The sequence below is a fragment of the Cribrihabitans neustonicus genome (assembly GCF_048820895.1).
Lineage (GTDB): Bacteria > Pseudomonadota > Alphaproteobacteria > Rhodobacterales > Rhodobacteraceae > Cribrihabitans_A > Cribrihabitans_A neustonicus.
In genome coordinates this window covers 814,032-826,772 of the sequence record NZ_JBMERQ010000002.1, presented here as the reverse complement: position 1 = coordinate 826,772, position 12,741 = coordinate 814,032, and the positions used below count along the sequence as shown (strand labels likewise).

The following is a 12,741-nucleotide window of genomic DNA, read 5'->3' as shown; positions in this document are numbered from 1 at the left end:
CTCATTCCCCCTTGAAGACCGGCGCGCGCTTTTCGAGGAAGCTTGCCACGCCCTCGGCATAATCGGCGCTTTCGCCGCAGGTCTTCATCGCGTCCGCCTCAATCTCCAGTTGGTCGGACAGCGTGTTGACCGCCGCCGCCTGGATCGTCTGCTTGGTGAGGCCCAGGCCCAGTGTCGGGCCGTTCGCGAACCTCTCTGCCATGGCGCGGGCTTCACCCATCAGCTCGCCGTCCGGCAGCGCTTTCCAGATCAGGCCCCAGTCCTCAGCCTTATTCGCAGGCAGCGGCTCAGCCGTCAGCGCCAGCCCCTTGGCGCGGGCCTCGCCCAGCAGCCGCGGCAGGTGCCAGCTGCCGCCGGTGTCGGGGATCAGGCCGACCTTGGAGAAAGACTGGATGAATTTGGCGCTCTCGCCCGCCAGCACCATGTCGCAGGCCAGCGCCAGGTTAGCCCCCGCCCCTGCGGCGACACCGTTCACCGCGCAGATCACCGGGAAATTCAGGTCACGGATCAGCCGCACCAGCGGCGCGTAGAACTTCCGCACGGTCTGGCTCAGGTCCGGCGGCGCGTCCATCTTGCGCGGGTCCCGGTCGCCGAGGTCCTGCCCGGCGCAGAAGCCGCGGCCCGCGCCCGTCAGCAGCACGCAGCGCTTGCCGCCGTCGCGCGCGGCCACCAGCGCGGCCCGGAGCGCCTGGTGCATCTCCTCATTGAAGCTGTTCAGACGGTCCGGACGGTTCAGGGTGACCTCCACCCAGGCGCCGTGATCTTCGACCAGAATCGTATCCGACATGTCGCTCGCCTTCTCCCTCTCTCCCTGCCCCTCCCCGCGGTCACAATCGCAAAGCCCGGGCGGCGGTTTCGACAAATTTCTTGCATAAACCGACCGGACGGTCAATATATTCCCGCATCGGATTCACCCTGCGCCGGCGCCGCCCGGCCTGACCTGAAAGGAAAGCAGCATGAGCCTTCAAGAGATTTCCAGCTTTGCCGCAGGGCAATGGGTCGCGCCGGGCGCAGGCGCTCGCAACATCGCCAGCGCCATCACCGGCGAGGTGATCGCCAGCGCCGGCAATGACGCGCTCGACGTGCAGGGAATGCTCGACTACGCCCGCACCGTGGGCGGCCCGGCCTTGCGCAAGCTGACCTTCCACGACCGCGCCCGGATGCTGAAAGCGCTGGCGGGGCACCTGAACCAGCACAAGCAGGCGCTTTACGACCTCAGCTTCCACACCGGCGCCACCCAGTCCGACCACCTGATCGACATCGACGGCGGCATCGGCACCATGTTCGTCTTTGCTTCCAAGGGCCGCCGAGAGATGCCGGACGCGCATGTCTACCTCGACGGCGAGGTGGAGCAGCTCAGCCGCAACGGCACCTTCCTCGGCCAGCACATCTGCACCCCGCTGCGCGGCGTCGCAGTGCATATCAACGCGTTCAACTTCCCGGTCTGGGGCATGCTGGAGAAGCTGGCGCCCACCCTGCTGGCAGGCGTCCCCGCCATCGTGAAACCGGCAACCAACAGCTGCTATGTGACTGAGCTGGCGGTGAAGCTGATGCTCGACTCAGGGATTTTGCCCGAAGGCGCGCTGCAGCTGGTCTCCGGCGGGCTCGGCGGCATGCTCGACCACCTGACCATGCAGGATGTGGTGAGCTTCACCGGCTCCGCCGACACCGCGCTGAAACTGCGCGCGAACCCGGTGATTCTAAAAAACTCGGTGCGGTTTGTGGCCGAACAGGACAGCCTCAACGCGTCTATCTTGGGCCCCGACGCCCAGCCCGGCACGCCGGAATTCGACCTCTTCGTGAAGGAAGTGCAGCGCGAGATGACTACCAAAGCGGGCCAGAAATGCACCGCCATCCGCCGCATCATCGCGCCGCAGGCGCAGGTGGACGCGGTGATCGAGGCGCTCTCGGCGCGGCTGGCCAAGACGACCATCGGCGATCCGCGGCTGGAGACCACCCGCATGGGCGCGCTGGTCTCAAGCGGCCAGAAGCGCGACGTGCTGGAAAAGGCGCGCATCCTGGGCCGGGAGGCCGAGCGCGTCTATGGCGACCCCGAAAACTTCACGGTCGATGGCGGCGACGCGGAGAAAGGCGCCTTTGTGCCGCCGATGCTGTTCCACTGCGCCGACCCGGACAAGGCGCAGCGCATCCACGACACCGAGGCCTTCGGCCCTGTCTCCACCATCATGGGCTACCGCGATCTGGATCACGCGATCGAGCTTGCCAACCGCGGCCAGGGCTCGCTGGTGGCCTCGGTCATTACCCATGACCCGGCCGTCGCGCGCGAGGTTGCCGTGGGCGCCGGCGCCTACCACGGGCGGCTCTACTTCAACAACCGCGACTCGATGAAGGAATCGACCGGCCACGGCTCCCCGCTGCCGCACATGGTGCATGGCGGCCCGGGCCGGGCCGGCGGCGGTGAGGAAATGGGCGGCGTGCGCGGCGTCAAACACTATATGCAGCGTACCGCCATCCAGGGTTCGCCCGACCTGCTGACCGCAATTGGCGAGAAATGGGTCCCCGGCGGCACCGAGATCAAAGGCCCGGCGCACCCCTTCACCCGCAAGTTCGGCGATCTGCAACTGGGCGAGACGCTCAAAACCGAGCCGCGCCAGGTGACGCTGGAGGATATCGAGACCTTCGCCCATTTCACCGGCGACACCTTCTATGCCCACATGGACGAGGAGGCCGCAAAGCGGAATCCCTTCTTCCCCGGCCGCGTTGCGCACGGCTACCTGCTGATCAGCTTTGCCGCGGGCATGTTCGTGCAGCCGGACGAGGGCCCGGTGCTCGCCAACACCGGTCTCGACAACCTGCGCTTCATGAAGCCGGTCTCGGCGGGCGACAGCATCAAGGTGCGCCTCACGGTCAAGAAGAAGACCCCGCGCAACGAGGAATACGGCGAAGTGCGCTGGCACGTGACTCTCACCAACCAGGACGGTGAGATCGCAGCCGAGTACGAGCTGCTGACCATGAATGCCTATTAATCCGCGCGCACCCGGGCTGGTCTATCCGGCCCGGGCGAACTATCCTTTAGTATATGAACAACGCGCAAAATCTCTGGTTTGACAACGCCGTGCAGCGGCTGAACGATCCGCAGAACCAGCGGGTCTGGTCCGTGATCGTCTCGCTGTTCGGCGACCTCGCGCAGGAGAAAGGCAGCCGCATCAGCGGCAGCGCTCTCACCCGCATCATCACCCCGATGGGGATCAAGCCCGAGGCGATCCGCGTGGCGCTGCACAGGCTGCGCAAGGACGGCTGGATCGAGAGCGCTCGCGCGGGCCGCGCCTCGGTGCATTACCTCACCCGCTACGGCCGGAGCCAGTCCGCCGCCGTCACCCCCCGCATCTACGAGCGCAGGGCGGCAGCGCCCGGCGACTGGCACCTGCTGATCGCCGAGGACAGCGCGGGCCAGGCCACGCTGGACGAGCTGCTGATGCTGCCGAACTACATCGCGGTGAACCGCAACACCGCGCTGGGGCACGGGGACATGCCGCGCAGCCTCGATGACCTGCTGGCAGCAGAACTGAGCGGCATCTCGGTGCCCGGCTGGCTGAAGGCGCGGCTGTTTCCCGAAGATCTTTCCGCGGCCTGCGCCAGCCTGCAGGAGGCACTGGAGCAGACGCCATTGCCGCCGCCCGGGCTGACACCCGCGCAGACCGGCACCCTGCGCACCCTGATCGTGCACCGCTGGCGCCGGGTGGTGCTGCGGCACCCCGATCTGCCGCCGGGCTTCCATCCGCCCGGGTGGTGCGGCGAGACCTGCCGCGAAATGGTGTTCCGCCTGCTGGACGGGTTGCCCCGCCCCGCGCTCACCATGCTGGACGACTCCCGCGCCTGACCTGCTGTCCTCGCCCCGCCGCTGCAATCCGAATTCGCCGCACCGGCCGAGCCCCCTTCCCCCGGGCGGGCCTGCCCCGCCTTTCACACCGTCAGTTCCGCCAATCGCCTGACCCGGTTCGCCTTTCCAGGGGCACGCAAAAAAATCCGCCGAAAACCGTTCCCCGGCCGCTTTTCCCGCTTGACCCTGCCGCCCCCATTCCGTAAATCGCCTCCACACAGCGAGCGGCGGAGTAGCTCAGTTGGTTAGAGCAGCGGAATCATAATCCGCGTGTCGGGGGTTCAAGTCCCTCCTCCGCTACCACCCTCCCATCTTATTCGAACCGCTGGAAACCAAGGCGCTCAGGCGATCCTTGACTTTGACCGGCACACGGTTCCCTTCGGCCAGAAAACATTGATCGCCGCGGCCAGCGCGCGCTCTGTGCCGCCTGCCTTATGCTGGCCTTGCCACGATAAGGGATCATTTCGGTGTATTCAGACATGTGCTGTCACGCTGCCCGCCGCAAGGCGTCACCGTCATACAGCGTGCGCGCGGGCGCCTGCGACATAGCTGCGGCCCGTGATTCCGCCGGACCCGCACCCGGGGAGCGCGGGTGCCGCCGCCCGCCATCTGCCCCGCCATTGCTATTGCTGCCAGAGTGGTACAGGCTGGATTTCTCTGGCCTTCCCACGGAAACACTCGGCGAATGGAGGAAGAAAGAAATGGCCGTGGCAATTCAGCGGAATAACGTCAAAACATTCGGGACCGATGGACCGGCGATGGTTTTCGTGCACGGGTTCGGATGCGACCAGACGATGTGGCACCAGCTGCAGTCCCGTTTCGAAAATTCGCACCGTACAGTGCTGCTGGATCTCACGGGAATGGGGCAATCCGACCTCCAGGCCTATGACTTCCGCCGGCACGCCGGCATCGACGGCCATGCGGCGGATCTGGTAGAGGTGCTGGAAGAACTCGAGCTTACAGGCGCCGTTCTCGTCGGGCATTCGATCGGCGCCTCGATCTGCGCCGCGGCCGCCCTGCGCGCGCCGGAAAGGGTCTCCCGGCTAGTGCTGGTCTCGCCGTCTCCCTGCTTTCTGAACGATCCGGACAGCGGCTACACCGGCGGCTTCGAGGCCGGGCAGCTGGAAGAGCTCATCGAGCTGCTGGAAAGCAACCAGATGGGGTGGTCTTCGCAAATGGCGCCCGTCATCGCGGGTCACCCCGCGGGCACCGCCGCCACCGACGAGCTTACCCAGAGCTTCTGCCGCACTGATCCGCAAATCATGGCGCACTTCGGAAAGGTCACGTTCTTCTCCGATTGCAGGGGCGAACTCGCGCGCCTCACGCATCCCTCCCTCATCGTGCACTGCGGGGAAGACGCGCTTGTGCCGATGGCGACCGCAGACTGGATGCGTGAGAATATTCCGCAGAGCACGCTGGCGGTGCTCCAGCGGCCCGGCCATTGCCCGCATATGACCGTGCCTGGCGAAGTCGAGGAGGCCATGCGGGCGTTTCTGGGGAAGCGGTGATGGCCACCCCGCCGGCAGCCCCCGGGCTGGATCTTGCGGAACTGGCTGAGGATGCGCCCTGCGGTATCGTTGTTACCGACCCGCACGGCACGCTGCAATACATCAACAAGACCTTTGCCGGCTGGATCCGCCCCAGCGCGGCCAGCGGCAAGACACCGGGCAAGCTGACCGCGCTTTTCACCAAGGCGGGCCAGCTGTTCTTCGACTCTCATGTTCTGCCGATGCTGCATGTGCAGGGGTACGCCCGCGAAATCTCCCTGAAACTGGAGAGCTGCGGCGGTCCCGCCCCGATGCCAATTCTTCTGAATGGCAAGCTGCGCAAGGACGCAAGCGGCCTCCCTTCGCGGATTGATTTCACGATTTTCGATGCCCGTGAACGCCAAACCTATGAAGAAGAACTGCGCGTCGCGCAGCGGAAGGCCGATGAACTCGCTGCGATCGTGCGGAGTTCGCCGAACGCGATCCTGCGGGCCGACAGCCTCGGCAATGCTGTGAGCTGCAACCGCGGCGCTGAGGAGCTGTGCGGCCACCCCCTGGAAACGCTGCGCGGCAAATCCTTGGAGGAACTGGTGGTGCTGCGGGACGAGCCCCGGTGGTTCTCGGACCGCACCTCCCGCCATGGCGCCGAAGGCGTTCAGGTGTTCGAGGCCAGCCACGCCAGCGGCAAGACATACGAAGTCACACTCGCGCGGATAGATGACAAGACTTTTCCCGCCGAAGCGCCCCACTGGTCGGTGGTTTTGCGCGACATTACCAGGCAGAAGGCCGCGGAGCGGCAGTTGAGGTATGTCGCTGGCGAGATGAGGCACCGCGTCAAGAACACCCTGGCCGTGGTGGCCGCCATGACCCGCCAGTCGGTGCCAGAGGCGTACAGGGGCGCGTTGATGGCCCGGTTTCAGTCCCTGTCCAGAGCCCACGATATCCTGATCAGCAGCCAGCACGACCAGGTGCAGTTCGCCAGCATCGTCGAATTGACCTCGCAGGAAGCAGGCGGCCCCAGCAAGCTTCGTGCCTCCGGCCAGGATGCCGTCCTGACGGCGGATCAGGGCACGGCCCTCTGCATGGCCCTGCACGAGCTGACCACGAATGCGCTGAAATACGGGGCCCTGTCAGTGCCCGATGGGTACGTCGAATTGCGTTACGGCCCGGCCGGAGAGCAGAACGGCAACCTTTTTCAACTGTCATGGAAAGAGCACGGCGGGCCAGCCGTCACTCCGCCGTCGAGCAAAGGCTATGGGTCCCGCATTATCAGCACAATGCTCAAGGCCGCGCTGGCGGCAGACGTGGCGCTGGAGTTCCCCGTGGATGGCCTGAGCTTCCGGCTCACATTCGAACTGCCGGCAACCGCCCATGAACCCTCCAGCGGCAGCACCGGGGCAGCGGCTGTGTAAGCCGCCGCGCGGGCCGCGATGTTTCGACCGCTGCAGCCCTCAGCTGACGCTGGCAGCAATCGCATCCACTGCACGCAGCGACAGGGCCGCAATGGTCAGAGTCGGGTTCGCCGTAGCCGAGGTCGGGAAGGTTCCGGAACCCAGCAGGAACAGGTTGGGGTGATCGAAGCTTCTCAGGTCGGCGTCAACCACCGCGGTTGCCGCATCCTGTCCCATCCGCACTGTGCCGATGATATGCCCCGCGCCCTGCGCGTCCGGCGAATGCTGGACGTTCTGTGCACCAATTGCGGCAAAGACTTCCTCATGCGCCGCCTCCGCCGCCTGGAGCCCGGACCGGGTATACTCGTCCAGACTGAAGTGTATTCGCGGCAGCGGCACCCCGTTGGCGTCCTTCTTGTCTGGATCCAGCGTCACGCGGTTTTCCGGGTCCGGCGATTGCTCGACCAGAGAGGCCAGCCGGATCTGGCGAGAGGTGACATCCTTCAGCCGTGCATCCAGCTCCCCGCCGCGCAGACCCTCCTGCGCCAGCTTTGCTGCCGTGGTCCCCGGCGCGCCGGTGGGCCAGCTGTGGCCGTCGTTGCCAATTTCGATACGGAACGCGCCGCGTTCGCTGCGGAAGCTGCCGTCGCGCAGGTTTTCAATCCCGGAGGTCGAGAGCGGTCCGCGGTAGGGCCACACCGGCTCCGCGGCCTCCGCCCAGCTCAGCCGGATGGGATGGTCCATCAGGTAGCGCCCTACTTGGTCCGAGCTGTTCGCGATGCCGTTCGGAGCCCCTTCCTGCGCCGAATTCAGCAACAGGCGCGGGGTCTCGATCCCGTGCGCGGCGACGACAATCACCTTTCCCGTGGCCCTGCCAGTGCTGCCATCGGCGCGGCGGAAAGCAACCGATGCAATCCTGCCGTCCTGCCCGAGCTCCAGCCGGGTGGCCGTGGTCTCCGCATGCACCACCGCCCCTGCGGCTTCCGCATGGGCGACGTGGACGGTCGCGTCATACTTTGCCTGCACCGGGCACACCGGAATGCATGAAGCGTTGCCGCAGCACTCCGGCCGGTCGCCCCAGAATGTGGAATTACGCGCCTGCGGAGTGGCACTCACTTTGAAACGTGTCCCCTCCAGCCTCTCCGCAAAGTGCTTGTCCAGGTAGGTCATCGGGATCGGCCCCATCGGGAACCCGCCCGACCGCGGCGAGCCGAGGTCCTCCGCGGAGTCGCCCGCTACGCCGATTTCCTCCTCGGCGGCCTGGTAGAATGGTTCCAGATCGTCATAACTCAACGGCCAGTCGGCACCCCGCCCGTAAAGTGTCTGCAGCTGGAAGTCTGACGGCAGGTTTCGCAGCGTGGTGCCGAGCCAGTGCCAGGTGGTGCCGCCGACGACCTTCACATAGGTCGAGCGGAACAGTTCCGGCCCGGTCTGCTGGTAGAAAGCTTCCGGCTTGTGGCTCTCCGGATGGGAAGCCGCCGGATCATTGGGATAAGCCGATTCCGGGACCTTGATTTTCGCCGCCCAGAAACGCTCTACCGCTTCGAACCGCTCGATCCGCTTGCCAGCTTCCAAAAAAGCGACGCTGAGCCCGCGTCCGGCCAGCTTGGCGCCCGCCAGGGCCCCCGCCACCCCGGTACCGATGATCAGAACATCTGCAGTAATATCTTGTGCCATGCGCCCCCCCTGGAGTTTTTTCTGCCGGTTGCCGGAACTGTCAGCTTGCGGGCGGCTCCGCCCAGTAGCCGACGGGGCCGCCGCAGTAGCCCATCGGTTTGGTGTAAGACATCGCCTCCCACATGAGGGCCTCGGTATAGGTCAGTACCGTTTCCGCGTCCGGGTCCGGGGATACGCCGCTATACCAAGCCGCGACGATGCTATTCTGCAGCGCCGGATCCGGCTGATCACTGCCAAGCTCGGCCAGCTCGGCTTCGTGCCCGCTTGCCTTGAAAGCCGCAAGCATGGCGGCGGCAATGTCCTCATCCAGCCCGCTGCGGCCGGTAAGATCTTGGGATATTTTCAGAAAATCACCCGCTGTAAGCGCCGCGGCGCGGGCATCAATGGGCCAGCCTGCGGCAGCAGAAAAAGCGGCGGCGGACGATCCCGCGAGAAAAGCGCGGCGTGAAGATAAAATATCCATAACGGTGTCCTCGGGCAGCGCGCCGGAGCGGGAAATGCGTCCGGTGCATGAAACAAACGAACGGAAGGGAAAAAAGGTTCCGCCCCGTGCCTTCTGCACTTCGGAGTTCACCCGGATAATCCCTGCGCGACGGCTGTGAATTCCCGCCCCGGTGCCCGCGCCCGCTGCGGAGGATGCGGCGCTTTGCCGGGAGCTGCCGCAGCCGCACCGAGTCCCGGGAGCGTCTACAGCGGCGTGAAGCGGTAACCGCCGTCTGCCCGCGAAATCCTCCCCATCCCGCCTTCCGGCAGGTGGAAGCCGATGACCGCGGTGCCGCTTTCCGCCAGCCGTTCCAGCAGCGCAACGCGGGTTTTCGCGCCGGTCTCCGGGTCCTGATCCGCGGCCGACGGCCACTCCGGCCGGGCCAGCGCCACATGCGCGTTGCCGATGGCATCGCCGGCGATCCAGGCCGTGTCAGCGCCAGGACCTTGGCCAAGTTCGAAGCCCATATGCCCCGGTGTGTGGCCATAGCTGGCGCGGGCGGTAACGGCTGGCAGGATCTCTTCGCCATCGTCGAAAACCTCCAGAAGGGACCCAAGGATCTCCAGCCGCCGCGCTGCGCCCGCAGCAAAGCTCTGCCGCTCGGCGCCTATGCTGTCCAGCGTCGCCGGATCGCGCCAGTAGTCCCGCTCGGCCCGGCCCATCAGATGGCGGGCGTTGGCAAAGAGCGGCTCGTCGAAATCATCCACCGCGCCCCATAGGTGGTCGGGGTGGCCGTGAGTAAAAACCACATGGGTGATTTCTTCCGGCGCCACACCCAGTGCGTCAAGCGCATCGGGCAGCTGGCCTGCGCTCTGCATGAAGCCGGGTCCCGCGCCCGCATCGAACAGCACCGTATCCGCGCCGCGGCGCAGAAGCGTCACGTTGCAGGGCGGCGTGTAACGGCCCGGCGGCACGCCCGCCGCGTCGAGAATGGCGCGCAGTTCCTCCTGCGGCAGGTCGCCGGTCAGAAAACTCTCCGGCAGCTGCAGATACCCGTCGCTCAGGGTGGTCAGCGTCATACCCGGAAGGGCGAGTTCGGCAAGAGCCCAGCCAGGTGCCAGGGCGAGCGCCGGGGCAGAGGCGGCCGCGCATTGCAGCAGCCTGCGTCGTGTCAGTTTCATGGTGTCCTCTCGCAATAATACATTCGCATCATTGCATCTGATCGCCACTCCGTCGAGAGGGCAGCTCACTCGGCCGGGGCAAACCCCCGGATCAGCTGGCGCAGGCCAAGGCACGCGCCAAGAATAATGGCCGCCAGGGTCACCGGCGCGCCGACCGAGAGCACCGAGAAGGCAGAAATTCCCTGCCCCACGCTGCAGCCCGCCGCGGTGACCGCGCCCCAGCCCATCAGCGCCGCCCCGAGGATTTGGCGCTTGAGCTCGCGCGGGTCCTCGCAGGCCTCCCAGCGGAATTGCCGTTTCCATAAGCTGCCTGCAAAGGCGCCTGCCAGCACGCCCGCAACCGAGCCGATGCCGAAGCTGGGCGCTGCGCCGCTGGAGGTCATGGCATAAAGCAGCGTCTCTCCCAGCGGGGCCGAAAAACTGTGCGACACCACCGGCAGAGCGTCAAAACCTGCCCGGGAGAGCCAATAGGTGCCGCCCCAGCCCGCGGCAATGGCAAGCCCCACGGCACCCCCCGCCAGCACCGCACCGCGCGGCAGCAGAAGACCGCGGCCCCAGAACGCCGCCCCGGCGATCAGCAGGCCCGCTGCGGCGCCGCAGGCGGCGGCGGGCAGGCCGCTCGCCAGCGACAGCCAACCCGCCATCCCCGGCTGCGGCGCGCCCGCGGGCAGGAACAGCGCCACCCGCAGCCCCGACAGGGGGCCTGAGAGCGTCGCATAAGCCGCAACCCCCATCACCAGCACGATCACGAAAGCACGCATGTCGCCTCCGCCGAGCCGTGCCAGCGCGCCGTAGCCGCAGCTGCCCGCAAGCGCCATGCCGTAGCCAAAGACCAGCCCGCCCAAAACCGCGCCGGGCAGGCTCCAGCCCTCACTGAGGTAGAAACTGGCGGCCGGATCGAACAGCCCGCCCGCCGCCAGCGCAAAACTCGCGAGGATGGCCACGCCGATGGCAAAACCCCACATCCGCAGCCGCAAGAGGCTGCCGCCATAAACGGCATCCTCGATTGCGCCCAGGGTGCAGAAGCGGCCCAGCCGCGCCGCCAGCCCCAGCACGGCGCCGCTGCCGAGCCCGATCAAAGCCGCGATCACCGGTTCTTCCAGCCATTCCAGCATCTTGCCTTCCTCCCTCGCCTGCGCCCTCCCTGGCGCCTCCGGCCCGCACCCGCCCCGGCGCAGCCCGGTCAGCCCGGCTGGCAGAACAGGTCGTAAACCAGCTCCATGATCCGGCGCGGCCGGTCATCGGCCAGACTGTAATAGATCACCTTACCTTCCCGGCGGGGGGTCACCAGCCCCTCCAGCCGCAGCCGTGCCAGCTGCTGCGAGACCGCCGCCTGGCGCGCCGACAGGAGCTGCTCCAGCTCGGTCACCGATTTCTCGCCCGAGACCAGGTGGCACAGGATCATCAGCCGGCCCTCGTGGCCCAGCGCCTTGAGGAAATCCGCGGCGGCGCGCGCATTACGCATCATCAGGTCGCGGTCTTCGTCGCTCATGCTCTCTGTGATCTTGGGCAGCGCCATCTTCACGTTCTCCAGTAGGGCAGACAGCTTCCGCCGGGTCTGTAGCCCGGGTCTATGCCGGGTGTCCGGTTAATGCAATCCGGGCGCGCCAAGAGGTCTCAGTCCTGCGGCGCCGCAGCCGCGGCCGCGCGCTCTGCCAGCAGCTTCTGCAACAGTCCCCAGAAGAATGCCTCGCCCGGATAGCCCTCGATGCGGCCGGTCTCGACGCCGTCTTCGACCAGCAGGAAGGTCGGTGCGGCGCGCACCTCGCGCGCGAGCGTCAGTCCGGCCGGCATATCATGCAGGTCGACCCGGCGCAGGGGGGCGGCGGCGCCCTCTTCCGTTTTGGGGTAGATCGGCGCGATCTCCGCATTCCATCGCTTGCACCAGGCGCAGCCTTCGAGTTCAACCATCACCAGTTCCAATTCCGCCCGCACCGGCGCGGCGGCGAATGTCAGGGCCAGGGCAGCGCCTGCCAGCAAGGGGGCGAGTCGGACCATGGGAGCTCCGGGAGCAGCGGCGCGGGGAAGCGCCTCAATTAATCAAATAGTAGTATTGCAATGTGTCCAGGGCAAGCGCCAGATCCGCGCAGCGTCCCGATTGAGCGGGGAAAATACCTGGCTGAACCCGGACCAGGCCGACTTGGGACGGCGCCGGCATACAGCCGTATTCAAAAAATCAAATATGATATTGCCTGCCACGGATACCGCGTGGTAGCGTCCCTGCGGAGGACACTGTTTTCAGGGAGGACACATGTCGCGACAACTTACCTTCGCCTGCGCGCTGGCGCTGGCAGGCGCGGCCGCCGAGGCCGGCGTGGTGGCGCCCGAAAGCGTCGCCTTCGACGAGTACGGCGCTATCGAGGCGTCCCTCAGCGGCCAGCCCGGCGACCCGGAAGCGGGCGCGGCGGTCATGGCCGAACGGGGCCTGGGAAACTGCGTGGCCTGCCACGAGATCAGCGCGCTGTCGGAGGTTCCCTTCCATGGCGAGGTCGGCCCGCCGCTCGATGGCGCGGGCGAGCGCTGGAGCGAGGCGGAGCTGCGCGGCATCGTCGCCAACGCAAAGATGACCTTCCCCGGCACCATCATGCCGGCCTTCTACAAGACCACCGGCTTCATCCGGCCGGGCGATGCTTTCACCGGCGAGGCCGGCGAGGAGCCGCTGCCGCCCCTGCTGACCGCTCAGCAGATCGAGGATGTGGTCGCCTATTTGATGACGCTGCGCGAAGAATGACGCGCGGCA

Annotated in this window: 12 protein-coding genes and 1 tRNA gene; 6 read left to right on the top strand and 7 right to left on the bottom strand. The window is 66.6% G+C overall.

Going from position 1 to position 12,741, the window contains the following annotated elements; all coding sequences use genetic code 11:
• Position 1: 1 nt before the first annotated feature.
• The gene (gene paaG / locus ACOHWE_RS09025; RefSeq protein ID WP_420665785.1) at positions 2-787 is read right to left on the bottom strand and encodes a 2-(1,2-epoxy-1,2-dihydrophenyl)acetyl-CoA isomerase PaaG; all 786 of its coding nucleotides are present in this window, start codon (positions 785-787) and stop codon (positions 2-4) included.
• A gap of 169 nt (positions 788-956) precedes the next feature.
• On the opposite strand from paaG, the gene paaZ reads away from it, so the two are divergent.
• The 5 genes from paaZ to ACOHWE_RS09000 all read left to right on the top strand — a co-directional run bounded on the left by paaZ (position 957) and on the right by ACOHWE_RS09000 (position 6,740).
• Positions 957-2,987 (top strand): phenylacetic acid degradation bifunctional protein PaaZ, encoded by a 2,031-nt coding sequence (gene paaZ, locus ACOHWE_RS09020; protein ID WP_420665783.1) that lies wholly within the window; start codon positions 957-959, stop codon positions 2,985-2,987.
• A gap of 53 nt (positions 2,988-3,040) precedes the next feature.
• Positions 3,041-3,841, top strand: a complete 801-nt coding sequence (locus ACOHWE_RS09015; RefSeq protein WP_420665782.1) for a PaaX family transcriptional regulator C-terminal domain-containing protein — start codon at positions 3,041-3,043, stop codon at positions 3,839-3,841.
• A gap of 226 nt (positions 3,842-4,067) precedes the next feature.
• Positions 4,068-4,144, top strand: a tRNA-Met gene (locus ACOHWE_RS09010).
• Positions 4,145-4,542: 398 nt separating this feature from the next.
• Positions 4,543-5,349: an alpha/beta fold hydrolase gene (locus ACOHWE_RS09005; RefSeq protein WP_420665780.1), complete on the top strand. Its 807-nt coding sequence runs from the start codon at positions 4,543-4,545 to the stop codon at positions 5,347-5,349.
• Complete coding sequence (locus tag ACOHWE_RS09000) at positions 5,349-6,740, top strand: sensor histidine kinase (RefSeq protein WP_420665779.1); 1,392 nt, start codon at positions 5,349-5,351, stop codon at positions 6,738-6,740. Before ACOHWE_RS09005 ends, ACOHWE_RS09000 begins: the two co-directional genes overlap by 1 nt.
• A 39-nt stretch (positions 6,741-6,779) precedes the next feature.
• Here ACOHWE_RS09000 and ACOHWE_RS08995 read toward each other — a convergent pair whose 3' ends face one another.
• The 6 genes from ACOHWE_RS08995 to ACOHWE_RS08970 form a co-directional block, all read right to left on the bottom strand.
• A complete protein-coding gene (locus ACOHWE_RS08995; protein ID WP_420665778.1) occupies positions 6,780-8,396 on the bottom strand; it encodes a GMC family oxidoreductase in 1,617 nt (538 codons plus the stop codon).
• 40 nt (positions 8,397-8,436) lie between these two features.
• Positions 8,437-8,970: a sugar dehydrogenase complex small subunit gene (locus ACOHWE_RS08990; RefSeq protein WP_420665777.1), complete on the bottom strand. Its 534-nt coding sequence runs from the start codon at positions 8,968-8,970 to the stop codon at positions 8,437-8,439.
• 113 nt (positions 8,971-9,083) lie between these two features.
• Positions 9,084-10,001, bottom strand: coding sequence for an MBL fold metallo-hydrolase (locus ACOHWE_RS08985; RefSeq protein ID WP_420665775.1), 918 nt, complete (start codon positions 9,999-10,001; stop codon positions 9,084-9,086).
• 65 nt (positions 10,002-10,066) lie between these two features.
• Entirely contained in the window at positions 10,067-11,116 is a 1,050-nt protein-coding gene (locus tag ACOHWE_RS08980; protein WP_420665774.1) for a YeeE/YedE family protein, read from the bottom strand.
• A 68-nt stretch (positions 11,117-11,184) separates the two neighbouring features.
• Positions 11,185-11,520 (bottom strand): ArsR/SmtB family transcription factor, encoded by a 336-nt coding sequence (locus ACOHWE_RS08975; protein ID WP_420665773.1) that lies wholly within the window; start codon positions 11,518-11,520, stop codon positions 11,185-11,187.
• A gap of 98 nt (positions 11,521-11,618) precedes the next feature.
• Complete coding sequence (locus tag ACOHWE_RS08970) at positions 11,619-11,999, bottom strand: thioredoxin family protein (RefSeq protein WP_420665772.1); 381 nt, start codon at positions 11,997-11,999, stop codon at positions 11,619-11,621.
• 253 nt (positions 12,000-12,252) lie between these two features.
• On the opposite strand from ACOHWE_RS08970, the gene soxX reads away from it, so the two are divergent.
• Positions 12,253-12,732: a sulfur oxidation c-type cytochrome SoxX gene (gene soxX / locus ACOHWE_RS08965; RefSeq protein WP_420665771.1), complete on the top strand. Its 480-nt coding sequence runs from the start codon at positions 12,253-12,255 to the stop codon at positions 12,730-12,732.
• Positions 12,733-12,741 lie beyond the last annotated feature (9 nt).